This window comes from Pantoea sp. X-Soil-ISGK-355 (assembly GCF_059730805.1).
The window spans coordinates 1916863-1943682 of record NZ_AP035971.1 but is presented as its reverse complement, the minus strand read 5'-3'; the positions used below and the strand labels follow the sequence as shown (position 1 = coordinate 1943682).

23 protein-coding genes are annotated in these 26820 nt (G+C 59.0%); 10 read left to right on the top strand and 13 right to left on the bottom strand.

The window, feature by feature from the left end; all coding sequences use genetic code 11:
- Nucleotides 1-156: 156 nt before the first annotated feature.
- Nucleotides 157-1872 carry a 2-isopropylmalate synthase gene (gene leuA, locus AC6I8J_RS08970; protein ID WP_497825275.1) on the top strand — a complete coding sequence of 572 codons (1716 nt, stop codon included), beginning with the start codon at nucleotides 157-159 and terminating at the stop codon, nucleotides 1870-1872.
- Here the strand turns inward: leuA and AC6I8J_RS08965 are convergent.
- Both AC6I8J_RS08965 and AC6I8J_RS08960 read right to left on the bottom strand, forming a co-directional pair.
- Nucleotides 1793-2572 (bottom strand): AraC family transcriptional regulator, encoded by a 780-nt coding sequence (locus AC6I8J_RS08965; RefSeq protein WP_161732401.1) that lies wholly within the window; start codon nucleotides 2570-2572, stop codon nucleotides 1793-1795. The genes leuA and AC6I8J_RS08965 overlap by 80 nt on opposite strands.
- On the bottom strand, nucleotides 2569-3429 hold the full coding sequence (locus AC6I8J_RS08960; RefSeq protein WP_253421857.1) for an NAD(P)-dependent oxidoreductase: 861 nt from the start codon (nucleotides 3427-3429) through the stop codon (nucleotides 2569-2571). Before AC6I8J_RS08960 ends, AC6I8J_RS08965 begins: the two co-directional genes overlap by 4 nt.
- On the opposite strand from AC6I8J_RS08960, the gene AC6I8J_RS08955 reads away from it, so the two are divergent.
- Both AC6I8J_RS08955 and pqqU read left to right on the top strand, forming a co-directional pair.
- Complete coding sequence (locus AC6I8J_RS08955) at nucleotides 3428-3706, top strand: hypothetical protein (RefSeq protein ID WP_497825274.1); 279 nt, start codon at nucleotides 3428-3430, stop codon at nucleotides 3704-3706. The genes AC6I8J_RS08960 and AC6I8J_RS08955 overlap by 2 nt on opposite strands.
- Nucleotides 3624-5744 carry a TonB-dependent receptor PqqU gene (gene pqqU, locus AC6I8J_RS08950; RefSeq protein ID WP_497825273.1) on the top strand — a complete coding sequence of 707 codons (2121 nt, stop codon included), beginning with the start codon at nucleotides 3624-3626 and terminating at the stop codon, nucleotides 5742-5744. The genes AC6I8J_RS08955 and pqqU overlap by 83 nt, the downstream gene beginning before the upstream one ends.
- A gap of 51 nt (nucleotides 5745-5795) precedes the next feature.
- On the opposite strand, the gene AC6I8J_RS08945 is transcribed toward pqqU, so the two are convergent.
- The 3 genes from AC6I8J_RS08945 to AC6I8J_RS08935 all read right to left on the bottom strand — a co-directional run bounded on the left by AC6I8J_RS08945 (nucleotide 5796) and on the right by AC6I8J_RS08935 (nucleotide 7421).
- Complete coding sequence (locus tag AC6I8J_RS08945; protein WP_161732407.1) at nucleotides 5796-6356, bottom strand: isochorismatase family protein; 561 nt, start codon at nucleotides 6354-6356, stop codon at nucleotides 5796-5798.
- 15 nt (nucleotides 6357-6371) lie between these two features.
- Entirely contained in the window at nucleotides 6372-6797 is a 426-nt protein-coding gene (locus tag AC6I8J_RS08940) for a MarR family winged helix-turn-helix transcriptional regulator (protein WP_013357804.1), read from the bottom strand.
- A 66-nt stretch (nucleotides 6798-6863) separates the two neighbouring features.
- Nucleotides 6864-7421, bottom strand: coding sequence for a helix-turn-helix domain-containing protein (locus tag AC6I8J_RS08935; protein WP_161732409.1), 558 nt, complete (start codon nucleotides 7419-7421; stop codon nucleotides 6864-6866).
- Between the two features lie 122 nt (nucleotides 7422-7543).
- On the opposite strand from AC6I8J_RS08935, the gene AC6I8J_RS08930 reads away from it, so the two are divergent.
- The 4 genes from AC6I8J_RS08930 (at nucleotide 7544) to AC6I8J_RS08915 (ending at nucleotide 15617) form a co-directional block, all read left to right on the top strand.
- Nucleotides 7544-8716, top strand: coding sequence for a benzoate/H(+) symporter BenE family transporter (locus tag AC6I8J_RS08930; protein ID WP_222924061.1), 1173 nt, complete (start codon nucleotides 7544-7546; stop codon nucleotides 8714-8716).
- Between the two features lie 171 nt (nucleotides 8717-8887).
- Nucleotides 8888-10288, top strand: coding sequence for an SrfA family protein (locus tag AC6I8J_RS08925; protein ID WP_497825272.1), 1401 nt, complete (start codon nucleotides 8888-8890; stop codon nucleotides 10286-10288).
- A 2-nt stretch (nucleotides 10289-10290) separates the two neighbouring features.
- Nucleotides 10291-13254: a virulence factor SrfB gene (locus AC6I8J_RS08920; protein ID WP_497825271.1), complete on the top strand. Its 2964-nt coding sequence runs from the start codon at nucleotides 10291-10293 to the stop codon at nucleotides 13252-13254.
- Nucleotides 13251-15617, top strand: coding sequence for a virulence factor SrfC family protein (locus tag AC6I8J_RS08915; RefSeq protein ID WP_222924064.1), 2367 nt, complete (start codon nucleotides 13251-13253; stop codon nucleotides 15615-15617). Before AC6I8J_RS08920 ends, AC6I8J_RS08915 begins: the two co-directional genes overlap by 4 nt.
- Here the strand turns inward: AC6I8J_RS08915 and AC6I8J_RS08910 are convergent.
- The 3 genes from AC6I8J_RS08910 to AC6I8J_RS08900 form a co-directional block, all read right to left on the bottom strand.
- Complete coding sequence (locus AC6I8J_RS08910) at nucleotides 15614-15877, bottom strand: barstar family protein (protein WP_161732419.1); 264 nt, start codon at nucleotides 15875-15877, stop codon at nucleotides 15614-15616. The genes AC6I8J_RS08915 and AC6I8J_RS08910 overlap by 4 nt on opposite strands.
- Nucleotides 15878-15879: 2 nt before the next feature.
- The gene (locus AC6I8J_RS08905; protein WP_161732421.1) at nucleotides 15880-16314 is read right to left on the bottom strand and encodes a ribonuclease domain-containing protein; all 435 of its coding nucleotides are present in this window, start codon (nucleotides 16312-16314) and stop codon (nucleotides 15880-15882) included.
- A gap of 86 nt (nucleotides 16315-16400) precedes the next feature.
- Nucleotides 16401-16742, bottom strand: a complete 342-nt coding sequence (locus AC6I8J_RS08900; RefSeq protein WP_013357796.1) for a helix-turn-helix domain-containing protein — start codon at nucleotides 16740-16742, stop codon at nucleotides 16401-16403.
- 301 nt (nucleotides 16743-17043) lie between these two features.
- Between AC6I8J_RS08900 and AC6I8J_RS08895 the strand changes: the two genes are divergently transcribed.
- Nucleotides 17044-18198 carry an efflux RND transporter periplasmic adaptor subunit gene (locus AC6I8J_RS08895; protein ID WP_497825270.1) on the top strand — a complete coding sequence of 385 codons (1155 nt, stop codon included), beginning with the start codon at nucleotides 17044-17046 and terminating at the stop codon, nucleotides 18196-18198.
- Nucleotides 18199-18210: 12 nt separating this feature from the next.
- Nucleotides 18211-21363: a multidrug efflux RND transporter permease subunit OqxB gene (gene oqxB / locus AC6I8J_RS08890; protein WP_222924066.1), complete on the top strand. Its 3153-nt coding sequence runs from the start codon at nucleotides 18211-18213 to the stop codon at nucleotides 21361-21363.
- Between the two features lie 68 nt (nucleotides 21364-21431).
- Here the strand turns inward: oqxB and AC6I8J_RS08885 are convergent, their stop codons facing one another.
- From AC6I8J_RS08885 to AC6I8J_RS08870, 4 genes are all read right to left on the bottom strand, one after another.
- Nucleotides 21432-21788 (bottom strand): type II toxin-antitoxin system HicB family antitoxin, encoded by a 357-nt coding sequence (locus AC6I8J_RS08885; protein ID WP_161732427.1) that lies wholly within the window; start codon nucleotides 21786-21788, stop codon nucleotides 21432-21434.
- Entirely contained in the window at nucleotides 21781-22095 is a 315-nt protein-coding gene (locus tag AC6I8J_RS08880) for a type II toxin-antitoxin system HicA family toxin (protein ID WP_222924067.1), read from the bottom strand. Before AC6I8J_RS08880 ends, AC6I8J_RS08885 begins: the two co-directional genes overlap by 8 nt.
- Nucleotides 22096-22213: 118 nt before the next feature.
- The gene (locus tag AC6I8J_RS08875) at nucleotides 22214-22708 is read right to left on the bottom strand and encodes an RrF2 family transcriptional regulator (RefSeq protein WP_161732429.1); all 495 of its coding nucleotides are present in this window, start codon (nucleotides 22706-22708) and stop codon (nucleotides 22214-22216) included.
- A 207-nt stretch (nucleotides 22709-22915) separates the two neighbouring features.
- Nucleotides 22916-24100 carry an MFS transporter gene (locus AC6I8J_RS08870; protein WP_497825269.1) on the bottom strand — a complete coding sequence of 395 codons (1185 nt, stop codon included), beginning with the start codon at nucleotides 24098-24100 and terminating at the stop codon, nucleotides 22916-22918.
- Nucleotides 24101-24302: 202 nt separating this feature from the next.
- On the opposite strand from AC6I8J_RS08870, the gene tus reads away from it, so the two are divergent.
- Nucleotides 24303-25232: a DNA replication terminus site-binding protein gene (tus, locus tag AC6I8J_RS08865; protein ID WP_161732433.1), complete on the top strand. Its 930-nt coding sequence runs from the start codon at nucleotides 24303-24305 to the stop codon at nucleotides 25230-25232.
- Between the two features lie 42 nt (nucleotides 25233-25274).
- On the opposite strand, the gene fumC is transcribed toward tus, so the two are convergent.
- Complete coding sequence (fumC, locus tag AC6I8J_RS08860) at nucleotides 25275-26672, bottom strand: class II fumarate hydratase (RefSeq protein WP_161732435.1); 1398 nt, start codon at nucleotides 26670-26672, stop codon at nucleotides 25275-25277.
- Between the last annotated feature and the right edge of the window lie 148 nt (nucleotides 26673-26820).

Sequence of the window (26820 nt, the reverse complement as noted above, 5' to 3'; positions counted from 1 at the left end):
GCTAACCCTGCCCGGCGGATTCACCAAACCAGAGCGCACGCAGGGCAACACAGGTCATGCAGGGTATTGTCACTTTTGCGCGTCAGGTTGGCAGCCTTGCGCGCGCGGACCCGGAGCCGTGTCGGCAGACTGATAAAAAAACCACAGGAGACTCCTATGCTGACCCGACCCGCTGATAAATATCGTCCCTCCCCGCTGATCACCCTGCCCGATCGCCAGTGGCCCTCACGCCAGCTGACCCAGGCGCCGCGCTGGCTTTCCACCGATTTGCGTGACGGCAATCAGGCGCTGGCAGAACCGATGGATCGGGAACGCAAAATGGCCTTCTGGGATCTGCTGCTGCGCTGCGGGTTTCGGGAGATCGAGGTCGCCTTTCCCTCTGCCTCGCAGACGGATTTCGGTTTCGTCCGCGACCTGATTGAGCAACAGCGTATCCCGGAGGATGTGACGTTACAGGTACTGACTCAGGCGCGGGAAGACCTGATTGCCCGCACGTTTGTGGCGCTGCAGGGCGTCCCGCGCGCCATCGTGCATCTTTATAACGCCACCGCGCCGCTGTTTCGCGAGCGGGTATTTAAGCAGAGCAAAGCGGAAATCGTGGCGCTGGCCACCGCTGGTGCACGGCAGATCCGCGCCGAATGCGAGGCGCAGCCGGACACCCACTGGACCTTTGAATATTCACCAGAGACCTTCTGCTTTACCGAGCCGGAGTTTGTGCTGGAGATCTGCGAGGCGGTAGCCGATGTCTGGCAACCGGACGCACAGCGCCCGATGATCATTAACCTTCCCGCCACGGTAGAGGTCAATACCCCCAACGTTTATGCCGATCAGATTGAGTATTTCTGCCGTCACTTCAGCCGCCGTGATGCCGTCTGCATCAGCGTGCATCCGCACAACGATCGCGGCACCGGCGTCGCCTGCGCAGAACTGGCGCTGCTGGCGGGCGCTGACCGGGTCGAGGGCTGTCTGTTTGGTAACGGTGAACGCACCGGCAATGTGGACCTGGTGACGCTGGCGCTGAATCTCTATACCCAGGGCGTTTCGCCCCAGCTCGATTTCAGCCAGATGCATGAGGTGATTGAAGTGGTAACCCGCTGCAACCAGCTGCCGGTTCATCCGCGCCATCCCTATGCGGGCGAGCTGGTCTTCACTGCCTTCTCTGGTTCTCATCAGGATGCAATCAAAAAAGGGTTTGCCATCCGCGCTCAGCAGCAGGAAACAGAGTGGCAGATGCCTTACCTGCCGCTGGACCCGGCCGACATTGGCTGTAGCTATGAGGCGGTGATCCGCGTCAACAGCCAGTCGGGAAAAAGCGGGGCCGCCTGGCTGCTGGAGCAGAATCACGGGTTACAAATGCCGCGAGCGCTGCAGCAGGATTTCAGCCGCTGTGTTCAGCAGGAGACTGACCGGCACGGCGGAGAGATGACGCACTACGCGCTGTGGCAGCTCTTCTGCCGCCAGTATGGCGTAACGCAGCCCGCGTTGGCATTACAACGGGCTGACAGCCAGAGTGACAGCGGCGGGCAGACGCAGATTAGCGCCAGCGTGGTGTATCAGACGCAATCGCTGATGCTGACCGGCAGCGGCAACGGCTGGCTGTCGGCGGCGGTCAATGCCCTGCGCAGCGCGTTTGATCTGCATCTGACCATCGAGGACTATCACGAGCATACGCTGGGACGGCGCAGTGACAGCCGCTCGGTGGCCTATATCAGCTGCGTGGATGCCCGTGGCGCGCGAGCCTGGGGAGTGAGTATCGACAATGACACCGCCCGCGCCGCGATGCAGGCGCTGCTCAGCGCAGCAGGCCAGTTTCTGCAGGCGAAAAGTAGTCCGTCGGAGAGGCGCCCAGCAGACGACGAAACATCGCACTAAACGCGCTGGGGCTTTCATAGCCCAGCTCCAGCGCCACCCGCAGTACGGAGTCGCCCTGCGCCAGTCGCGTCAGGGCGATAGCCAGGCGGGCGCGGCGCACCCAGTCGCTGAACTGCAGGCCGGTTTCGCGCATAAAATGGCGGGCCAGAGTGCGGCCCGAAACATTCAGGTGGGCGCTGGCGCGCAGCAGCGTCCAGCTTTCACCGGGCGTCTGCTGAATCAGCTCGCACAGGGCCTGTAAACGGGGGCTGTCGGGCGTCGGCAAGGCAAATGGCAGCACCTCCATGCCGCGGATTTCATCCAGAATCAACTCCATCACCCGCTCGGCCCGACTGCCTGCGGCGTAACGATCTGGCAGGCTCAGCGCCGTGACAATCAGTTCGCGCAGCAGCGGTGAGATTTGCACCACCTGACAACTGGCGGGCAGATCGGCGCGCGCCAGCGGATCGATAAACAGCGTGCGCGCCGCCACACTGCCGGTAATCTGCAGCGCATGACGGGTAAATGCGGGCAGCCAGACGCCGCGACTCGGCGGCACAATCCAGCTGCCATACTCCGTCTCCACCCGTACCACGCCGCTCAGGGTGTGGATCAGCTGGGCACAGGCGTGCTGGTGCCAGGGTTCGCTGGCACCGTGCAGGTAATCGTGTGCCAGCGGCACCAGCGGACGCGTGCTGAAGTCAAAATGTTGCTGACTCATTGCGCCTTCAGGTAGCGGTAGATCACCGCCAGGTCCTCTTCACCGTGTCCGGCCTCCACCGCCTGCTGCCAGAGCTGGGCGATATTCTCCAGCGCCGGCAGCGGCGTCTCTGCGGCATCCAGCGCCAGGCGGGCATCTTTCAGCGCCCAGACCAGATGCATCTGCGGCGTGAAGTCGTCGCTGGCGATCATCCCGAGCTTCATTTTTGCATACGGTGCGGCCAGCGGACCGCCCTCCAGCACCTGCCAGAGATCGTCGGTAGAAAAGCCGAACGCCTCCGCCAGCCGGGTGCTCTCTGCCAGGCTCTGCATCATGCCAATCAGCCAGCTATTGATGACCAGCTTCATGCGGGTGCTTTTGCCCGCCTCGCCCAGCCACTTTGTCTCTTTGCTGATGGCGGCAAACACCGTTTCTGCCGCCTGGGCACGGCTCTGATCGCCACTGGCCAGCACCAGAATCTGTGCGTTTTCTGCGGGTGCTTTGGTGCCGGAAACCGGCGCGTCGATGAACAGCAGATCCGGTCGTTCCGCTGTGAAAAAGGCGATCAGCGCATCGGTTTTTTCCACGCCGATGGTGCCCATCTGACATAGCGTCGCACCCTGCTTAAACGCCGCTTTGGCCTGATGCAGCACCTGCTCTGTGGTGTCACCGTCGGAGAGCATGGCGATTACCACATCTGCCTCGCGTACCGCCTCTGCCGGTGAATCAGCCAGCTGCAATCCGGCGCCCAGCAAATCCTCGCCGCGCGCGCGGGTACGGTTCCAGCCGTGTACGCGAAAGCCTTTTTTCAGCAGGTTGGCGGCAAATGCATGCCCCATTGCGCCTAATCCCAGAACCGCCACTTCAGGTTGTTTCATGCTGACTCCCATAAGTTTGTGTCTGCATCTGTCAATGCTGGATGCCTTATTACTGCAAAAGATGGATTCCAGCCTGGCGGTAAACAGAGAAAAAATCCAGCGTGAAACGGTGTACCCCGGCACCCCGAAGCCTTACCCTATGCGGCAATTGTTCCACCTGGTTCATTTATGCTTCTCTTTTCAGGCCTCTGATAATGAAAATACTCTCTCTGCGGCAGGCGACGCTGCTGATGTTGCCTGCCATTTTGCCGCTGCCGCTGCTGGCAGCAGACAATGACAATACCCTGGTCGTCACGGCCGCCCCGCCAGAAACGGGCCTTAACGAGCTTGATACCCCCGCCGCCCTGAGTGTGGTCAGCGGCGACGATATGCGTCAGGCTGCGCCGCGCGTTAACCTGTCGGAAAACCTCAGCACCGTGCCGGGTCTGCAGATCCAAAACCGCCAGAATTACGCCCAGGACCTGCAGCTGTCGATGCGTGGCTTTGGCTCCCGCTCAACCTACGGCGTACGCGGGCTGCGCATCTATGTGGATGGCATCCCGGCCACCATGCCGGACGGTCAGGCGCAGACCTCCAATATTGATATCGGCTCGATTGATCATGTCGAGGTGCTGCGCGGCCCCTTTTCTGCGCTCTATGGCAACGCATCGGGCGGCGTGATCAATGTGACCACCCAGCAGGGTCAGCAGCCGGCCACGCTGGAAGCGAGCAGTTGGTACGGCAGTTACGGCAGCTGGCGCAACAGCGTTAAAGCCAGTGGCGCAACCGGTGACGGCACGCACGCCGGGGATGTGAACTACACCGTCTCCGCCTCACGCTTTACGACCCACGGTTATCGCGATCACAGTTCTGCGCAGAAGAACCTCGGCAACGCCCGGCTCGGCGTGCGCATCGATGATGTCAGTACCCTGACGCTGCTGTTTAACAGCGTGCACATTGACGCCCAGGATCCCGGCGGCTTAACCGAAGCGCAGTGGCGTGACAATCCGCGCCAGGTGGTCAGTAACGTTACGCTTTACAACACCCGTAAAACGGTCGATCAGACCCAGGGCGGCCTGCGTTATCAGCGCCAGATGAGTGAAAACGATGACCTCAGCGTAATGCTCTATGCAGGAGTGCGTGAAACCACGCAGTTCCAGTCCATTCCTGCCGCCGTTCAGCGTAATCCCTCTCATCCAGGAGGCGTGATCGACCTTACCCGCCACTATCAGGGCGTCGATACGCGCTGGACCCATCGCGACACGCTGCTGTCGATGCCGGTGGCGGTGACCGGCGGACTCGACTACGAAACCATGACCGAGCGCCGCAAGGGTTATGAAAACTACACCGTCAGCAGCGGCGTAACGCAGCTGGGCGAACAGGGCAATCTGCGCCGCAACGAGCGCAACCTGATGTGGACGCTCGATCCTTATGTGCAGACCAACTGGCAGCTCACCGATAAACTGTCGCTGGATGCAGGCGTGCGCTTCAGCACCGTTGACTTTGATTCCAATGACTTCTATATCCGGCCCGGTAACGGTGACGACAGCGGTGAGGCGCGGTATCACAAGTGGCTGCCCGCGGCGGCGCTGAAATATGCGTTTGACCCGAGCTGGAACGCGTGGATCTCCGCCGGACGCGGCTTTGAAACGCCGACCATTAATGAGCTCTCTTACCGCTCGGATGGCGCGACCGGCCTGAACCTGGGGCTGAAACCGGCCACCAGCGACACGCTGGAGATCGGCAGCAAAAAACGCATCGGCAATGGCCTGGTCAGCGCGGCGCTGTTCCAGACCGATACCCGCGATGAGATTGTGGCGGATACCAGCAGCGGCGGACGAACTACCTATAAAAATGCCGGTCAGACCCGCCGCCGCGGTCTGGAGTTAAGCCTGGATCAGCAGTTTGCCTGGGACTGGCGGCTGAAGATGGCCTATACACTGCTGGATGCGCGTTATCGCAGCAACGCCTGCGGCAGCGATAGCTGTGACGGCAACCGCATTCCGGGCATCGCGCGAAACATGGCGTACGCCGGACTCGGCTATCTGCCGGAACAGGGCTTTTACGCCGGCAGTGAAGTGCGTTATCTGAGCCAGATCGCCGCTGAAGATCAGAACAACGTGAATACCCCGTCTTACATCGTGGCGGCCGTAAACAGTGGCTATAAGTGGCTGGTGGAGAACTGGACGCTGGATCTGTTTGGCCGGGTCGATAACCTGTTTGACCGGCACTACGTGGGTTCAGTGATTGTGAATGAGAGCAATGGTCGCTACTTCGAGTCTGCGCCGGGCCGCAACTATAGCGTCGGTGTGACGCTGGGTTACGCCTTCCGTTAAAACTATCCGGGCCACCATTGCGGTGGCCCGGATCATACCGCCATACGCTTATCAGGCGCGGGATTTTAGCTGCGCCACAATATCGTCACAGCTGCCGGATTCACCCAGGCGCGGGAATATCAATTTTACGCTGTTGTTGTGCGTATCCATGTTGAGATCGGTCATCGCATCGGTCGCCAGCGTGACGTTGTAACCTAATTCATACGCCTGACGTGCCGTCGACTCCACGCCGATGCTGGTCGCAATACCGCAGATCACGACCTGAGTAATGCCGCGCTTTTGCAGTTCCTCATGCAGCGCCGTGTTATGAAACGCGCCCCAGGTTTTCTTAGTGATGGTGAGATCATTCTGCTGCGGCGTCATCGCCGGAACCAGCGTGGCCCAGTCGTCAGGCAGATCGCCGTTGTGACGCGCCTGCTCGTTACGGCCAGGTGCCCCACCGGCCACGTTAACCAGCACCACCGGCAGGTCGTGCGCGCGAAATGCCTCAGCCAGATCGGCACAGCGTTCGATCACCGGCTGCGGCTCATGGACCAGAGGCAGCGCTACAATGCCATGTTGCAGGTCGATAACAATCAGCGCAGTTTTTGCATCAAGTGTGGTTACAGCCATGTTGGATCCTCAGGTTCAATAGTCAGTGAGTCGTTGCAGCAGAGGGAGAACGTCGGTCAGTTGTTGCTGCTCTGCCGGACTGAGCCGCGCATCCAGTGTCCTGACCAGCCAGTCATCGCGCATTGCACGACTCGACGTAATTACCGCCAGGCTCGATGCGGTGGGCAGATAGCGTGTTTTACGGCCATCATGGGGATCGGGCTCGCCCGTTATCAGTTCTGCCGCCACTAATCCGGCGACGGTCGTCCCCATTGACTGGGTGCGCACGCCCTCGGCGGCGGCCAGTTGCGTCACCGTCATCGCCCCGTCGCGCACCAGATGCCCCAGCACCGCCACCTGCGACCAGGTGAGTTCGCCAGGCGGTGCCGATTCGCGCAACCGGCGGCCCAGCTTGCCCACCAGCATGCGCAGCGTGGCAGCAGATTCAGTCAGATCGCGCATTTCCCGTCTCCATCGATAAGCGAAAGTATAAAGATACGAAGGTAAACTGTGTAGTTTGCTCCGGTATCAATTTGTAACGTCCGGGCGCTGCAGATAGTGAATCAGGCTGTGAAAGCGCAGCGGCGTGCTGAGCGGGTTGCGGTAGCTGTGCGGCACGTCGGCGCTGAACTGAAACGCCTCGCCTTTTAGCAGACGCCGCCAGCGATCGTTGACCCCCAGCAACAGTTCGCCCTCAATAACCACCACCTGCTCCACGCAGCCCGCTTCATGTGGCGAGGAATGGCTCTGCGCGCCCGCGGCCAGCTCCACCGCCAGCAGATCAAATCGCAGTTGCGGATCGTAAGGCAGCACGGAGCGTACCGACATGTCAGCGTTGGGCTGACTGAATCCCGATATGGTGCCGGAAGGCAACGCGCTCCCGTCGATAAAAAAGGAAAAGGGCACGTTAAACCCGGTAGCAATCTTCCACAGCGTCGCCACGGTCGGACTGGATTCACCCCGCTCAATCTGCCCCAGCATCGCTTTACTGACGCCGGTTCGCTCCGCCGTCAGCGTCAGGCTCCAGCCATTGGCCTGGCGCAACTGTCTGAGCGCACCGCTCAGGTGTTGCTGAAAATCTGCCATTTTTTCTCCTGAGTTCTCGTCACCCTGGCAGGTGACGTTATGCCGATAGTGTAACACTTGTGCGTTATAGCGCACTATGCGAACATGTGCGCTATAACGCACACCTTAAATTGAGTCTGACCATGACGAGAGCCGAACCGTCCCGTTTTACCCTGCCGATGCTGGTCTCCGGCTTTGTTGCTGTGCTGGTGGGCTACAGCAGCAGCGGCGCGATTATTTATCAGATGTTTCAGGCGGCGGGCGCTTCACCGGCGCAGATTGGTGGCTGGCTGTCAGTGCTGGGTCTTGCGCAGGGGATTGTCTCGCTGGGTCTTTCACTGCGCTACCGCATGCCGGTGCTGGCCGCCTGGTCCACGCCCGGTGCCGCGCTGCTGGCGACCAGCTTTCACGGCGTTACGCTGAATGAGGCGGTGGGCGTGTTTGTTTTCGCAAATCTGCTGATCGTGGTGTGCGGCGTGACCGGCCTGTTTGCCCGGCTGATGAACCATATTCCCGCCTCGCTGGCGGCGGCGATGCTAGCCGGTATTCTGTTGCGCTTCGGGCTGCAGACCTTTGCCGATTTGCAGAGCAACTTTGTGCTGTGTGGCAGCATGTGCCTCGCCTGGCTGCTGGCCCGTCGCTGGCTGGCACGCTATGCCATTCTGGTGACGCTGATGGTAGGGATTGCCGTGGCACTGGCCCAGCATGCCATCCATTTTCCCCCGCAGGCGATGATGCTGGCACTGCCGGAGCCGGTGATGCCGCACTTTACCCTGACCACGCTGCTGGGGATCGGCGTGCCCTATTTCCTGGTGACCATGGCGTCGCAGAATGCCCCTGGCATCGCGACGTTACAGGCGCACGGCTACCGTCCGCCGGTCTCTTCTCTGATGAGCTGGACCGGGGTTACAGCGCTGCTGTTGTCGCCTTTTGGAGGCTTTTCGGTCTGCGTGGCGGCGATTACGGCGGCGATCTGCATGAGCGATGAAGTCGACGCTAATCCGCAGCAACGCTGGCGTGCCGCTGCGCTGGCCGGGGTCTTTTATCTGCTGGCGGGCGCGTCCGGTGCGCTGATTGCCGTGCTGTTCAGTGCGCTACCTGCGGTGCTGATTGAGGCGCTGGCGGGTCTGGCTCTGCTGGCTACCCTGGGCGGCAGCCTGCATCGCGCACTCGATGTGCCTGCCGAACGCGACAGTGCGCTAATCACGTTTCTGATCACCGCATCAGGCGTCTCTTTGCTGGGTATTGGCCCTGCCTTCTGGGGACTGATCGGTGGCGTTATCGCTCACCTGGTGCTGGTGCGTAAAACCGCCTGATTGCGTGATAGCTGCTGAAATATCGGTTATTTTTCCGCCCGCCGGTGAAAAAAACACTGGATTTACCTCCTTTTCTGCCGTTTGATTTGTCATTGCCCCGCGTAAAATCAACCTAATCGTCGATAACACGCGATTTTCTGCCTCAGACAACGACCGATAAGGGCCCAACAGGTGGCAAAAACTTTTCTGCGCAGCGGTAATTTAGATGCAGTTCTGGCATTAGGTGAAAATGGCCAGCCGGTCTATGCCTCAGCATTGCAAATTCGTGAAACCCTGCGCCTGCGCCGTCAGAGCGCACTGGCAGATTGCCTGGCCATTCCTCAGGCCAATGAACGGGGCGACCGCCTCGACTGGTATGCCCCTTTCAGCGGCCGGGTGAAATCCTGGCTGGGCGCCAGCGATCATGAACGTCGGGTGGCACTGCAGCAGCTTACCGCCTGCCAGCAGGATATGCAGGATCTCAGTACGCGCGCGCGCGCGGCAGAGAACCCGTCGATGCGGCTGTTTGGTGCGCTGCTGAGCAAAACCCTGCAATTCCCCGATCAGCAGTATGTTTATCTGGTTGATGGCAAACCGGTCATTACCTTCTGGGGCTTTGTTGATGCCCAGGCACGCAGCCGTGACGATGCGCTGGCCTGCCTGCGCGACACGCTGGAAGAGAATCTGCCGGTGACGCTGGTTGAACCGCTGCCTGAGCTGCCTGCCGCACCTGTTGCCGTCGAGCCGGTCATCGTCGCTGAGCCTGAACCTGCACCTGAACCTGAAGAGGAGCCGCTGCCAGTCGCGGCAGCCGTTGCGCCTGAGCCGGTTGCACCTGTAGCGGCTCGCCGTCGTTTCCGCGTCTGGTATCTGTTACCGCCGGTGGCGATTGCTGCCGCCGTAACGGTGGCCGTGCTGCTGCATCGTCCTGAACCTGTCGCCACACCGGTGGCATCAACGAAGCCAGCCGCCGCCCCTGCGGTTGTTTCAGCGCCCGCCGCGGTTTCTACTCCTGCCTCTGCGGCGAGTCAGGCCCCGGCAGCGGCCACACCTGCCGCTACACCGGCAGCAACGACACTTGCGGAGACAGCAACAGCTGAGAAACAACCCGAGTCGCAGCCGCAAAAACCAGCCAGCGCTGGCACGACCGAAGCCGCACCAGCCGCTTCATCTGCTACCCTTGCCAGTGCGGTGACCCCGCCGGTTCCGGCTAAGCCTGATGATTTGATTGTCACGCCGGACGCCGTGCGCGAAGGTCAGGTACAGGTGATTGATGGCCGCTGGCGTGTGACTATCGACCAGATGCCGACGCCGACCGGTAAGCCGCCGGTGATGCGCTTCCAGTTTAAAAATGGCAAAGGCAGCGTGCAGGTTGCCCAGGGTAATACCACCTGTAAAGCTGATGTCAGCGCCGCCATGACCAGTGCCGGTAACCTGGTGATTGAGAGCCGCTACACGGCGAAGTGTCAGAACAGTTCGCGCTACCGTATGCCACTGCTGGTCTGCCATGCGAGTATGGGCGCCGCCGTGTGTGAAGCACAGTATGCTGAAGACCGGGTATTCCCGATGACGATTAAGCGTGAGAGTAAATAACGATGCTGGCTCCCCTGATCGATGACAAACAAAAAATTTCGCTGATTGAAAACAGCGGTGTGCAGTTTCTGGATTTTGGCCTGCAACTCTCAGCTACCCAGGCACGCCGTCAGTTTGTGCGCCAGACCGCTAACGGCCCGCTGCTGCGCCTGAACGTCGATGGCAACAGCGGTAAATTCATGCTCTACCCGGAAGATGGGGGCGCTGCTGAAGTGGTGCGACCGGAATCGGATATCGCCCTGGCAGACTCACTCACACTGTTGTCAGCCTGCTGGCTGCCGCTGCCGATGCTGCGCTGCGCCAGCGGCCGTCGTTTTATCGGCGGCCCGGAAAACTGGGCGCGGATGCGTCTGGTGGCCCTGCCCGCGCCCGATGCGGCAGGCAATACCCATCGCGTTACTCTGGCCTTTGATACCCGCTGTGTAGCGGAACAGGATGGCGGCGAACAGCTCGGCCTTAGCGCTGCCGATGCGCAGAACGGCGTGACCTTTGCGCTGGCCTGGCACAACTACGAGCTGGGCGATTTTCTTGACCTGACCTGGGTTGACGGCTGGCTGCGAGAATCCTTTACCGACCGTGTTTCCGATCGCCGCGAACAGGCAATTAATCAGGCCCTGCGCGAGTTTGAGTATCAGGCGCACTACCTCAATCTGCTGGAACTGATGGGCGAGCAGCTCGACCTCAGCGAGATCCATATCCAGGCCGCCACGCTACAGACCCCGGCGGTCAACGTCGATATCATTCTGGATGTCGGCAATTCTCATACCTGCGGCATTCTGGTGGAAGATCACCCGGAAGAGAGCAACGGCCTGAAGCAGACCTATGAGCTGCAGCTGCGCGATCTCTCGCAGCCGCATCAGGTGTATAACGAGCTGTTTGACAGCCGTCTGGAGTTTGCTGAGGCGCGTTTCGGCAAAGCCAGCTTCTCGCTGGAGAGCGGTCGTGAGCAGGCCTTTATGTGGCCTTCCCTGACGCGCGTGGGACGCGAAGCAAGCCGTCTGGCGCTGCAGCGTGTGGGTCTGGAAGGCAGCACCGGCCTCTCCAGTCCACGTCGTTACCTGTGGGATGAAGCCCGCTATCAGCCAGGCTGGCGTTTTAACACCCCTGGCGATCAGGCTGAACCCCTGGCTTATGCCGCACCCTTTACCACCCTGCTCAACGACGAAGGCCAGCCGCTTTCCTCACTGGCACCCGACGATCGTCTGCCGGTCTTTTCACCGCACTATAGCCGCAGTTCGCTGATGACCTTTATGCTGTGTGAGCTGCTGGCACAGGCGCTGATGCAGATGAACAGTGCAGCACAGCGTCAGCGTATGCCGCAGAGCCACGCGCCGCGTCAGCTGCGCCATGTGATCCTGACGCTGCCGTCAGCGATGCCGAAGCCGGAGCGCGAAATTTTCCGCCGCCGGATGCAGGAAGCGCTGGCGCTGGTCTGGAAAGCCGAGGGCTGGCTGGCGGACGACGATGACCTGTCACCTTCTCTGCCGCGTCAGAACCCGAAACCGCTGCCGGATGTGCAGATGGAGTGGGATGAAGCGACCTGTGGTCAGATGGTCTGGCTGTTTAACGAAACCCAGGTCAACTTTGCCGGTCGCGCCGAAGACTTTTTCAGCAGCATGGCCCGTCCTGATCGCCCGCGCGAGGCCGACGAACTGCCAGGCAAAAGCCTGCGTATCGCCTCAATAGATATCGGCGGCGGCACCACCGACCTCGCCATCACCCAGTATCGTCTGGATGATGGTCAGGGCAACAACGTCAAAATCACGCCGCGTCTGCTGTTCCGCGAAGGCTTTAAAGTGGCGGGCGACGACATCCTGCTGGATGTGATTCAGCTATGGATTTTACCGGCGCTGCAGCAGCATCTGCAGAAAGCGGGCCTGACCCTGGCGGAACCGCTGATGAACAAGCTGTTTGGTCACGACAGCCGCATGGACGGTCAGGCGACACTGCGTCAGCAGGTTACCTTACAGCTGTTTATTCCACTGGCGCAGGCGGTGCTTGAGCGTTACGAAAACTGGGATCCGCTGGAGAGCCATGCGGAGATCAATGAGCTGTTTGGCGAGCTGGTCGAGCAGCCACCGGGCGAGGCGGTGCTGGCGTTTGTTAACGGCGAAATTCAGCGCGAACTGGGCGGTAACAGCCGCTTTGACCTGCTGCAGGTGCCTCTGGTGGTGAGCCTGTCGCTGCTGCATGGTGAGTTTATGCAGCACCGCATGGCGATTATTCCGGCGCTGCGCTCCATGTGTGAAGTGGTGTCGCTCTATCAGTGTGACGTACTGCTGCTGACCGGTCGTCCGTCGCGCTTCCCGGGCATTCAGGCGCTGGTCCGTCATCTGCAACCGCTGCCGGGCAGCCGTATTCTGTCGCTGGAAGGCTATCACACCAGCGACTGGTATCCGTTTAACAAACATGGCCGCATCGACAACCCGAAATCTACTGCAGCAGTCGGCGCGATGCTCTGCCTGCTGGCGCTGGATCTGCGTCTCAGCAGCTTCTGGTTCCGCGCCGGGGATTTTGAACCCTATTCGACCATTCGCTACCTGGGTATGCTCGATGAAAATCAGGCGCTGACGGACGAGAACCTCTGCTACAGCGAAATTGACCTCGACGATCCTGGCTATGCGCTGGATAAAAAAAGCAGTTTCCGTATTCGCGGCAACGTCTGTCTCGGTTTCCGTCAGCTGGATAATGAACGCTGGCCCGCCTCGCCGCTTTACAGCCTGACGCTGAACGACGCCACGCTGGCGCGTAAAGTAGCCGGTGAGAGCGTGCTGCGTATTCGTCTGGCCGTCAAAGCCGGTCCCGACGCCGCCGGCCCGGAAAGTCTGGTGCTGAGCGATGCGCGCCTGGACGATGGCACCCGCGTGCCGCTGGAGCAGTTAAGTCTGAAGCTGAATACCCTGTCGCCGACCGGCAATGCCAATGCGCAATACTGGATTGACAGCGGGAGCGTGTGTAAACGATGAAAGCGTTAAAACCCCGTCAGCCACAAACGCTGGCAAAACGTCTTAGCCTGTTGCAGGACGCCCTGAATAACAGCCTGAACTGGATTGAGACCACACGTGAGCAGTCGCCGCGTCTGGCGCTGGAAGCCGAAACCCTGACGCTGCAACTGCGCCAGGCGCGCGTGCAGACTCAGGCGCTGGCGCAGCAGGTGGCGCGTCCGGTCACGCTGGCGCTGTTTGGCCAGTCGCAGGCAGGTAAAGCCTGGCTGCTGAACGAAATGGTGGCCGATGCACAGGGCCAGTTAGTCACCCGCATGGGTGATAAACAGCTGAGCTGGTTTCAGCATATCAATCCCGGCAACCTCGATTTTGCGACCGCCACTCGCTTCAGCCATCAGCGCGAACCGCTGTCAGGCGAATGGCCGGTTGAACTGACGCTGCTGAGCGAAGCGGAACTGGTGCGGCTGATGGTCGCCTGTGCCAGAACGTCCACGCCCGACACCGCGCAAATCGACAGCACCCTGCAGCGCCTGCAGCGTCATCGTCTCACCACGCCGCTGGCCGGTCTGGAAGGCGACGCGCTGGTCACACTCTGGTCCTGGTGCCGCCGTCGCCCGCACCACGATGCACGGCTGGATCGCCATTTCTGGCCACAGGCCGTTGAGCTGGCGCCCTGGCTCAGCGTTGACGACCGGGTGCAGCTCTTTTCACTGCTGTGGCCTGCTCAGCCAGCCCTGAATGAGATGCTGCGTACCCTGCTGCATCTGCGTCACCAACTGCGTAACAGCAGCCGGGTACTCGCGCCGCTGAGCCTGCTGACCGATGCGTCACTGCTGCCTGCCGAGCAGCTGATTGTGCCCGCCAGTGAGCAGGATCAACAGCAGTCAGTAGAAGTCTGCCCGATGAACGGTAACCGCATCGGCAAGGCGCAGAACGTGCCGCTGGGGCTACTGGCGCTGCTGACGCTGGAGGTACTGGTCCCGCTGAGTTCCACACCGCGAACCGCGCTTTATGATGATGCCGATATGCTGGAGCTGCCCGCGCCGGGTCAGTCCAGTGATGCGGCAACGCAGGAAGATCGTCAGCGCCTGCAGCAGCAGGATCCGCTGCGAGCACTGCTGCTGGAACAGAAACGCGCCCTGCTGCCTGGCTTCTATGCTGCGCGGCAGGCGATTGATCTGTTGCTGGTCTGCACTGCCGCCAGCCAGCGTCAGGATGCTGACCTCGCCAGCGAAACGCTGCGTGAATGGCAGCGCCACCAGCCTGCCCAGGAATCTGCAGAGAAACCGCGTCTGATCTGGGCGATTACTCCTTTCGATGCCCGTCATCAGCAGGTCAATGTCGATGAAGCCGTTCAGCGTCAGATGGGACAGCCCGGTCAGCACTGGGGGTCGATGCTGGCACTGGATCGCGCAGGCGTCGATCGCATGGCGAGCTGGTTGCTGGACGAAATGCAGCCGGAAGCGCGCCGCGACATGTTGCTGGCTCAGCTGGCGCAGATCCAGCACACCGTGGTGGAGCGACGTCTGCTGCCCTGGACCGAAGCGGGGGCCAGCCCGGAGCAGGCGGCACGCAAACAGAATATCGCCGACACGCTGCTGAAGTGTTTGCAGCATCGCACCGGTCTGCATGGCGAGCTGCTCGAGCGCCTGCAGCCGCCGCGTGAAGCACTGCGCCAGCTCTGGCTCAATCAGTCGGCCCAGCCAGGCAGCAAACCGGCCACAATTCAGGCACCGGAAAATCAGTTTGGCATCGGGTTTGAATTTGATCTGTTCAGCGAAAGTCCGGCGGAAGCGCCGGTTCAGCCGCGTCAGAGTCTGCAGAGCGCTCAGCAGTATCCGCGTCAGGTGCTGCTACTGTGGCTGGATCATCTGCGCCAGTTGCCGGAAAATCGCAGCCTGCTGGCATTACTTAACGTCGACAAGGCGACGATGGAGTGGCTGGTTGAAGAGCTGATTACGGCCGGTTTCCGCACCGATATCGCGCAGAAACTGCAGCAGGCGTTGCATGAGCCGGATACGCAGAGCGTCAGCTATGAATCACGCGCCGATCGTCAGGTGACGCGGGCGATGACAGTGCTGGGGGATTTTGTGGCCTGGCTCGGCTTTTTACAGCGTCCTGAATCCGAACGTCCGGCCAGCCGGGTTAACCGGGGTCAGGCAATTTTCTCCCGTCCTCCGGCACCCAGCGTCAGCTTCAGTGCCGGTCAGCGCCTGACCAAACTCTCTGCTGCTCCGGCCAACCACACCGCCTACTATATTTACGACTGGCTGGTGGGGCTGAATCAGGTGATTATTGAAAACAATGGTTATACCGGCGGCGGCGACCTGCCGGTGGCGGCCCGTGAAGCGCTGATTGCTCTTCTTAAGCCCCTGCGCACTTAATCGATAATCAGGCGCAGTTCGCCCTCCAGCGACTGCGTCGCCTCTTCCAGCAGCGCCAGCACCGGCGCTAAATCCGCTTCATGCGCAGCATAGTGCTGCAGCCAGACCGTAGCAGGCAGCGCCATGCCGCCCGTCAGCCAGTCCCATAACGCATCCAGATTATGGCCGAAGCGCTGCGGGCAGCCGCTCTGCTCAGCAAACTGCTGATAAAAGGCCGCACGCGTGGTGAGCTGACGCAGGTCGAAGGTCAGGTTAAGCATAATCAGGGCACCTGTCTGAAGCTGCGGTAGTGGTCGGTGGAGAGGAACACCAGCCCGTCAGAGGAGTATACCAGGCGGTCGGCGTCGCGGTGACCGCAGCGATAATTCACATCCGCTTCATACCACTGACGGCCCGCACGCGCGGGAAGCCGCTTTTCACGGTTGGTAAAGCGATCGCCGCCGATAGCTCTGCCCGGCAGTACCTCGCACAGATTACCTGTGGCCGGATTCCAGCCACGCTTACGCGCATCACTTTTAGTGAGGTAGTAGTCCGGTAATTGCTGGTGCTGCAGCACCCAGCGCGCCACGGTATGGGCGTCAGTCAGGGTGGCGATATCTGCCTGAGAAGGGGCTGAAACAGTGTTCAGATAAGGTTTAAGGCCGTAGAAACAGGCCGCGAGGACAAGGAAAAGTCCAATCCAGAGTTTTTTTGACATGATGGCATCCGAGACAACAGGACGCAGATAATACCAGTTTTGTGCGCTGAGAAAAGCGCGGGCCAGACAAGCTGGCCCTGGCGAGGTTATGCGGCGTGCGATTCCCCGCTGTGACGACGCCATGCACCCGGCGCGACACCATACTGACGTTTGAAGCTGCGGTTAAAGGACTGCTGGGAGTCGAAACCTAACGAGATCGCCACATTGAGAATCGGTTCATCGGTGCTGGTCAGACGATCGGCTGATTTCTTCAGCTTCTTAACCCGGATGTATTCACCCAGTGGATAACCGGTGTGCTCTTTAAACATGCGCTGCAGGTGCCATTTGGAGTAGCCCGCGCGCTCTGAAACGGTATCCAGATCCAGACGTGCTTCGATGTTGTTATCAATCCAGTCGATTAAATCGTGAATAAAAGCATCACTCATCATTCCAGTCTCTCCTGTCGCCATGGCGAAAAGTATTAGTATCAGTTGCAGTTACACTTAAGGGTGGCTGACTATGCCATTTAATGCAAGTTTTATTAGTACATTAAATGCCGCACTGTTTATAGGGTTTTAGCGCAACTGGTCAGGCTTTCATCGCTCTGCCCCAAACCGCACATAAAGTGTATCTGTTATTCTTGCAGTTGCCCGCGACGCAAGCCTACACTCCCTGCGATTAATTGCAATATTAAAAGTTGCAAATATTGGCCTGCAGGTCGTCTTTTATATCTATCGCGGAATAACAACAATGATTACGAACCGGGTTCGTCAGGGTTTAACCCTCTTAGGGATGGTACTGCTCATCACGCAACTGAGCGGCTGCGATAAAGGTGTGGCGCAAAACGCCCCGCCACCACCGCCTGAAGTGAGTGCCGCGCCGGTGCTGATCAAGCCGGTCAGCCAGTGGGACAATTTCAATGGCCGGGTTGAAGCGGTGCAGAGCGTACAGCTGCGGCCGCGCGTCTCGGGTTATATCGACGCCGTTAACTATCGTGAAGGCGATGAGGTCAGAAAAGGTCAGGTGCTGTTTACCATCGATGACCGCAGCTACCGCGCAGCGCTGGAGCAGGCCAAAGCGGAACTGGCGCGGGCGCGCAGTCAGGCCAGTCTGGCCCGCAGCGAATCAGGCCGCAGCGAGAAGCTGATCGGCACCCAGGCGATTTCCCGCGAGACATGGGAACAGCGTCGCTCAGCCGCCAGTCAGGCGCAGGCCGATGTGCTGGCCGCTGAAGCTGCGGTCGATATGGCGCAGCTGAACCTCGACTTTACCCGCGTCACCGCACCGATTGATGGCCGCGCCAGCCGGGCGATGATCACCGCCGGTAACCTGGTGACCGCCGGCGACAGCGCCAGTGTGCTGACTACGCTGGTGTCGCAGCAGCAGATGTATGTCTATTTCGATGTCGATGAGAACACCTTCCTGAACTATCAGGCGATGGCGCGTCAGGGCCAGCAGCGCCATGCGCTGCCGGTTGAGATTGCGCTGGTCGGCGAACAGGGTTTCCCGCACCAGGGCAAAATTGATTTTCTGGATAACCAGCTGACCGCCAGTACCGGCAGCATTCGTATGCGCGCCCTGCTCGACAATCAACAGCGGCAGTTTACGCCTGGCCTGTTTGCCCGCGTACGTCTGCCCGGCAGCGCACAGTTTGAGGCGGTGCTAATCGATGATAAAGCGGTATTGACCGACCAGGATCGCAAATATGTCTACGTGGTGGATGGTGAAGGTAAAGCGCAGCGGCGCGATATCCAGCCCGGCGCAATGGCAGATGGCCTGCGTATCGTTAAATCGGGTCTGCAATCCGGTGACAAGGTGATCATCGCCGGTCTGCAAAAAGTCTTTATGCCCGGCATGCCGGTCACAGCTCAGCAGGTCGCCATGCGTGCGGCAGCCGCTCAATAATTCGAGGCCGCTATGGACTTTTCCCGCTTTTTTATCGACCGGCCTATTTTTGCTGCGGTGTTGTCGATCCTGATTTTTGTCACCGGCATGATTGCCATTCCGCTGCTGCCAATCAGTGAGTACCCCGACGTCGTGCCACCCAGCGTGCAGGTGCGCGCCGAGTATCCTGGCGCTAACCCGAAAGTGATCGCGGATTCCGTGGCAACGCCGCTGGAAGAGGCGATCAACGGCGTCGAAAACATGATGTACATGAAGTCAGTGGCCGGTTCGGACGGCGTGCTGGTGACAACCGTTACTTTCCGTCCGGGCACCGATCCCGATCAGGCACAGGTACAGGTGCAGAACCGCGTGGCACAGGCGGAAGCCCGTCTGCCGGAAGATGTGCGTCGGCTGGGCGTGACAACCCAGAAGATGTCGCCGACGCTGACGCTGGTCGTGCACATGTTTTCACCGAACAATACCTACGATTCGCTCTACCTGCGTAACTACGCCACGCTCAAGGTCAAAGATGAGCTGGCGCGCCTGCCGGGTGTCGGTCAGATCCAGATTTTTGGCGCAGGCGAATATGCGATGCGCGTCTGGCTTGATCCCAGTAAAGTTGCGGCGCGTGGCCTGACGGCCGCTGACGTAGTGACGGCGATGCAGGAGCAGAACGTGCAGGTCTCTGCCGGTCAGCTGGGCGCGGAGCCTCTGAAAAAGCAGAGTGACTTCCTGCTGTCGATCAACACCCAGGGACGACTGGAGAGCGAGCAGCAGTTTGGCGATATTATCCTGAAAACCTCAGAAGATGGTTCGCTGGTACGGCTGCGCGATGTGGCGCGGATTGAGATGGGATCAGGCAGCTATGCCCTGCGCTCGCAGCTCAATAACAAAGATGCGGTCGGTATCGGCATCTTCCAGGCTCCGGGCGCTAACGCTATCGATCTCTCCAATGCGGTTCGCGCCAAAATGGATGAGCTGGCAACCCGCTTCCCCAACGATGTCAAATGGGCTGCACCTTACGATCCAACGGTGTTTGTCCGCGACTCGATTAAAGCGGTAGTGCAGACCCTGCTGGAAGCGGTAATCCTGGTGGTACTGGTGGTGATTCTGTTCCTGCAGACCTGGCGCGCCTCGATTATTCCGCTGCTGGCGGTGCCGGTTTCGGTGGTCGGTACCTTTAGCGTGCTCTATCTGCTCGGCTTTTCGCTGAACACCCTGAGCCTGTTCGGGCTGGTACTGGCGATCGGTATCGTGGTGGATGACGCCATTGTGGTGGTGGAGAACGTCGAACGTAACATTGAGATGGGACTGTCTCCGCGCGCCGCCGCCCATCAGGCAATGCGCGAGGTCTCCGGGCCGATCATCGCCATCGCGCTGGTGCTGTGCGCGGTGTTTGTGCCGATGGCGTTTCTCTCTGGCGTGACCGGGCAGTTTTATAAGCAGTTCGCCACCACTATCGCGATCTCCACGGTGATCTCGGCGATTAACTCGCTGACGCTCTCGCCCGCGCTGGCGGCGATGCTGCTGAAAGGACATGATGCGCCGAAAGATCGGCTGACGCGAATCATTGATGCCCTGTTCGGCTGGCTGTTCCGTCCGTTTAACCGCTTCTTCCAGCGTAGTGCGCACGGTTATGAATCGCTGGTTGGCCGCACGCTGCGTCGCCGTGGCGCGGTATTTGGCGTCTATATCCTGTTGCTGGCCGGTGCTGGTTTTATGTTCCACACCGTGCCGGGTGGCTTTATCCCAACCCAGGATAAGCTCTATCTGATTGGCGGCGTGAAGATGCCGGAAGGCTCCTCACTGGCCCGCACCGATGAAGTGATTCGTAAGATGAGCGAAATCGGTATGCAGACCGAAGGCGTCGCCTATGCGGTGGCCTTCCCCGGCCTGAATGCGCTGCAGTTCACCAACACCCCGAACAGCGGCACGGTGTTCTTTGGTCTGAAGCCGTTTAATGAGCGCAAACATACGGCGGCAGAGATCAACGCGGAGATTAATGCAAAAATCGCGCAGATCCAGCAGGGCTTTGGCTTCTCGATTATGCCGCCGCCGATTCTGGGACTGGGTCAGGGCTCTGGCTATTCGCTCTATGTGCAGGACCGTGCCGGTCTGGGCTATGGCGCGTTGCAAACGGCAATTAATACGCTGTCGGGCAGCATCATGCAGACGCCAGGGATGCACTTCCCTATCTCCTCCTATCAGGCCAATGTTCCACAGCTTGATGTGCAGGTTGACCGGGATAAAGCCAAAGCTCAGGGCGTGTCGCTGACCGCACTGTTCAGCACGCTGCAGACCTATCTCGGCTCGTCATACGTGAATGACTTTAACCGCTTTGGGCGCACCTGGCGCGTCATGGCGCAGGCGGATGGGGAGTTCCGCGACAGCGTCGAAGATATTGCGAACCTGCGTACCCGCAACGACCGCGGTGAGATGGTGCCGATTGGCAGCATGGTTAACATCACCACCACCTACGGCCCCGATCCGGTGATCCGCTATAACGGCTATCCTGCGGCGGATTTAATTGGCGATGCCGATCCACGCGTGCTCTCTTCGGCGCAGGCGATGAGTCAGCTGGAAGCGATGTCCGGCCAGCTGTTGCCGAACGGCATGAACATCGAGTGGACCGACCTGAGTTATCAGCAGTCAACCCAGGGTAATACCGCGCTGATTGTCTTCCCGATGGCCGTCCTGCTGGCGTTCCTGGTGCTGGCGGCGCTGTATGAGAGCTGGACGCTGCCGCTGGCAGTGATCCTGATTGTGCCGATGACGATGCTCTCTGCGCTGTTTGGCGTCTGGCTGACCGGCGGTGACAACAACGTCTTCGTGCAGGTCGGACTGGTGGTGCTGATGGGCCTCGCCTGTAAGAACGCGATTCTTATCGTGGAGTTTGCGCGTGAGCTGGAGATTCAGGGCAAAGGGATTATCGAAGCGGCGCTGGAAGCGTGTCGCCTGCGTCTGCGTCCGATTGTGATGACCTCAATCGCCTTTATCGCCGGTACCATCCCGCTGATTCTGGGTGAAGGTGCGGGTGCAGAAGTGCGCGGCGTGACCGGGATTACCGTCTTCTCTGGCATGCTCGGCGTGACACTCTTCGGCCTGTTCCTGACGCCGGTGTTCTACGTCGCCCTGCGCAAGCTGGTGACGCGCCGGTCAGGTGATGCCGAAACCGTGACGGCGTAAACACTCAACATTAAAAGGGGCGATCGGATGATCGCCCCTTTTTTTGTCTGTGACTGGCAACATGTTGATTAGCGCCGCTTCAATCTTTCATTCAGCGTTTCAATGATAAACGCATTCAGCGAGGTTTCATTTTGCGCGGCAGCCTGAGACAGGCGCTCTCCCATCGATTCAGGATAGCGCAGCGTAAAGGTCTTAATTTTTTCCTGCTCAGCATAGGGATTAATGCCGGAGGCTGCACAATCTTCCAGGTATTCGCGCAGCGAAATCTCGCCCTCTTTGTACAGCCCCTGTACGCTGTCAGAGACAAAATCACAGTAGCCTGACAGGCCAGTAAAACGCCCACGGAACATGTGGAGTTCAGGAACATAGGTGATCACGGCGGGTTGCCCGGCGACGGTGATTGATGAATTTGAACGATTATTCATAAGGATCGACTCCAATACTTTCCAGCCATTCACGCAGATTAATAACAGCCCCTCTGTCGGTGTCTGGCGAAGGATGCGGCCGGTGAAAACGCGCTATTCTTCCTCTGAGAAGAAAACGCACCCGTGAACCACTGCCTTCTTTAATCTCACCACCCAGAGCCCTGATTAATGACTCAACTGCCTGCCATTTCAGTCCGGACGGCGGCGGCATTTGAAAAACCTGCTCCAACGTTTCACGCTGTTTTTTCCGTAAGTCCCTGACAACGGTGTTCATCCTGACCTTCGCGACTTCATCCAGTGAAGTCATTTTATTACGATACGGTAAGAGGTCAAGATGGAATTTACGGAGAGAAGGCCTGTGTTGCAGGTTTGGGAAAGAAGTGGCTCAGAAATGGACGTTCAGCAGGCATAAAAAAAGCCGCTAATCAGCGGCCTTTTTTGCAGAGTTCTTCACTCTCTTCGGGTTCAGGTTCCGGCACGGCGGTGCAGTTGCTGGTATCGCGTTTCTTCAGTTCGTTCAGTGCGTCTGCCACGGTGCGTTTTGCCAGCACATCCAGCGACGCCTGCTCGGCTTCATCGGCTATCGACTTAAAGTACCAGCAGAGGTTGGCACTGACCAGACAGCGCGGCGCGACGTCAGGGCGCGCAGCCCAGATTTTTTTGTCTTCAATCACTGAGACATAGATATCCCGCAGGGTGATTTCCGCCGCAGGACGGCCCAGATGAATCGAACCGGTTCGGCCCAGCGTAGAGACGATAATGCCGTCACGGGTCAGCGGGACCATTAATTTTCGAATGAAACTGGGATTCGCTTCAAGCCCGTAGGCCAGAATCGCGCTGGTAGAGCGTTTACCCATTTGCTCCGCCATCGCTACGCTCAGAACCATTTGCAAAGCTGTCGGGAAGCGGTAATCAAGCATTTCTTTATCCTGAGTTGCGGTGCATCTTATTGTTTTATTGCCGCATAAGTGAACAATCAATGAGCAATAAATATAACAAACACTGTTGCTTTTTTGAAGCAAGCCCACGGTGACAAGGCACGTATTCACCAAAGGCTGAGGCCTGATAGCACAAGGTGCTTACCCTGTTCTTTGTCCTTATTCTGCTGAACACGGAGAACAGTGCGATCATGCGGTGGTGACCGACGCCGCCGGTAATCGCTGCTTTAGCGCCATAACCAGCACCACGTTAAAGATTGCTAAAGCGCAAAGCAACCACAGCGTCGCCGATGCACTCATCTTTTCAAACACATATCCACCCATCAGCGGTGTCAGTGCCTGTCCCATTAATGCCGGGCGGGCCATTTTACCCACTACAATCGCGTAAGACTCTGGTTTGACCATCGCCAGCGGTAAAGTTCCGCGCACGATGGCGCGTAAGCCATTTCCTGCGCCATACAGCACCATGCTCAGCAGCGCCATCTGCGGAAAAAGTGCCAGTAATAGCAGGCCCAGCGCCACCAGCCCGACAGAAAAAAAGGTAGTGCGGATCGGATGACTGCGTTTAAAGGCGATATCGACGAGTCGGGATCCCACCTGGCACGGGCCAAGTACGGCGCTGATCGCCAGCGCCGACGTCAGCGTATGGCCACTCGCCTGCAACAGCGCGATAAGCTGCACAGAAATCGCCGTCATGATCACAGACGCGAGAGTAAAAATGGCGCACAGCAGCCAGAACAGCGCAGGTTCAATCTCCGGCATGGCAGACTGTTTAACCGCCCTTTTTGCAGGCGGCTTAGCATGGCTCGCCGGTAAGGCAAACAGATAGGCAGGCAGCACGCAGATCACCATCATTGCCGCAATAATCAGTGACGCATCCCGCCAGCCAAATCCATGAATCAGTAACGCTGTGCCGGGCCAGACGAGCGTGGTACAGAAGCCTGAAATCAGCGTAATACCGGTGATCGCTGAACGTGCCTGACCGCCATAGCAGGTGCCGAGTGTGGCAAACAGGGCATCATAAAGGCCCATCGCCATACCGATGCCGATGATCACCCAGGCAAACAGAAACAGCGGCAGCGAGTCGCTGACCGCCATTATCACCAGCCCCACCGCCATTACCAGACCGCTTAACGCCAGTAACAGACGACCGCCGGTACGGGCGATAATCCTGCCAGCCAGCGGTGACAGCAGGCCTGACACCAGTATTCCCGTCGAGAGCGCGCCGTAGATCCACTGCTGTGACCAGCCTGTCTCAGCCGCAATCGGATTCGCCATCACCGCCATCAGGTAGAATGACCCGCCCCATGACAGGATCTGCACCAGGCCCAGGGTGAAAATGGCGGCGATACCGGGTTTGTTGTTCTGATTCACAGGCAATCTCTTGGTTAGCAGGCGAACCGTTTTTATAACATGTTCCGCGATAAGCCAAAATGCGTGATGCCCTTTTGACTGGATAGCTACGCAGGCCGCACGGTTTTGAGTAAAATACTTTCAGTATGTTGTAACTATATGGTGCTTGCATCCTCGCCAGGCTTCTGCCACATTGTGAACGTTGTAACTATGGAGGCACGACATGACGCGCTACGACTTAGTGGCTGATATGCATCAGTGTGTAAACGACCTGGAACTGGCGCTGGGCGAGTTGCGTCAGCAGATTGAGGCGCAGCCTTTGCTGATCGCCCGCATCTTCAGCCTGCCGCCGGTGGTGAAAGGCCGTGAACATGAAGCGATAACTCAGATTGCCGTTGAACAGCATCTCGGTGAGAGCGCGTTGAAGATGGCACTTGATCATTATTGCCGCCTGTTTATGCAGCATCAGTCCGAACAGCTCAGCACCAAGGCTGCTGTTCGCTTACCCGGCGCGCTCTGTATTGAATGCGATGCGCAGCGGGAAGCGGAGATCGGCTCGCTGGTCGACCTCATCAACCAGTTGAAAGCCCGGCTGGAGCAACTGATCACGGTAGACTCGGGCCTGCCGAGCGAAGCGCGTTTTGAGTTCGTCCACCAGCACCTGCGCGGCCTGATTACCCTGAATGCCTATCGCACGATCACCCTGCTCAGCGCCCCTGACAGCCTGCGTTTCGGCTGGGCCAACAAGCACATTATCAAGAATCTTAAGCGTGAAGAGGTGATCGCCCAGCTGGAAAAAAGCCTGAAGTCGGGACGCGCGAAGGCACCCTGGTCACGCGAACAGTGGGCGGAAAAAGTGCAGGAGGAGCTGGCAAGCGTGCGTGCCCTGCCCGCCTCGGCACGGCTGAAAATCAAGCGCCCGGTGAAAGTCCAGCCGGTGGCACGCGTCTGGCGCGCGGATGAACAAAAACAGACCCAGCTGGCCTGCCCTTCACCGATCCTGGTGATCTGTCGCGATCGCAGTCAGGTTCCGGTACTGGGCGAGCTGCTTAATTACGACGCCGATAACATTACGCATCGTCATAAGCCCGCCGCTGAACCGCTTAATCTGCTGATACCCCGACTGCATCTGTGGGTCGATTGCCCGATATAAAAAAAAGGCCAGCATTCGCTGGCCTCTTCTTCATCGCTGACCTTACGACTTCATGCTGCCGACCATCTCTTCCGGACGAACCCAGGCATCAAACTCCTCTTCGGTCAGATACCCCAGCTTCAGCGCCGAACCCTTCAGCGTCAGCCCCTCTTTATGCGCCTTCTTGGCAATTTCAGCCGCTTTGTCATAGCCGATGTGGGTGTTCAGCGCGGTCACCAGCATCAGTGATTCGTTGAGCAGTTGATCGATGCGCTCACGCACCGGCTCAATGCCGACGGCACAGTGATGGTTAAAGCTGTCCATGCCATCCGCCAGCAGGCGAATCGATTGCAGGAAGTTATGGATCACCATCGGACGGAAGACGTTAAGCTCAAAGTTACCCGACGCGCCGCCCATGTTGATCGCCACGTCGTTTCCCATCACCTGACAGCAAAGCATGGTCATCGCTTCACACTGCGTTGGGTTAACTTTGCCCGGCATGATTGAGCTGCCTGGTTCGTTTTCCGGAATGGCGATTTCGCCAATGCCGCAGCGCGGGCCGGAAGAGAGCCAGCGTACGTCATTGGCAATTTTCATCAGCGAGGCGGCAAGCCCTTTTAGCGCGCCATGCGCATGCACCAGCGCATCACAGGTTGCCAGTGCCTCAAACTTGTTGGGTGCGGTGACAAATGGCTGCTGCGTCAGATCGGCCAGCGCCTTCGCCACGCGCACTGCATACTCCGGATGGGTGTTCAGACCGGTGCCTACGGCGGTTCCGCCCAGCGCCAGCTCCGCCACGTGCGGAATGCTCTGTTCGATATGCTTCAGGTTGTGCTCCAGCATCGCTACCCATCCGGAAATCTCCTGGCCCAGCGTCAGCGGCGTCGCATCCTGCAGGTGAGTACGGCCAATCTTAACGATGTCTTTAAAGGCGTCAGACTTCTGGCTCAGCGTCTTTTTCAGTACCTGAATCTGAGGTATTAACTGTTCGCGCAGGGCGATCACGGCGGCAACATGCATCGCCGTCGGGAAGACGTCGTTGGAGCTCTGGCTCTTGTTCACATCGTCGTTAGGATGGACCAGGCGCGACATCCCGCGCTCCCCGCCGAGGATTTCACTCGCGCGGTTTGCCAGCACCTCATTCATGTTCATATTGGTCTGGGTGCCGGAACCGGTCTGCCAGATCGCCAGCGGGAACTCGTCCGCATGCTTATCCGCCAGCACTTCATCCGCCGCGCTGACAATCGCATCCGCGCGGTCAGCAGGCAGTAGCCCCAGATCGCGGTTTACGCTGGCCGCGGCGCGCTTGGTCAGTGCCAGCGCATGCACCAGCGCGGTCGGCATTTTTTCGGTTGAGATACGGAAGTGTTCCAGTGAGCGCTGCGTCTGCGCGCCCCACAGTTTGTCTGCCGGTACATCGATGGGGCCCATTGAATCTTTCTCAATGCGATTGGCTGCCATGAATACGTCTCCTTCACCTGTTTTTTAAAAGAATGATCGCCCGTTCTGTCATCGCAATCGATAACCCGGCGGTCAGGATACTGATATACAATAATTTAACATTATCAGAGCTTAGCGTCCTTTTGCGCTGGATATGTATTTTTACCGG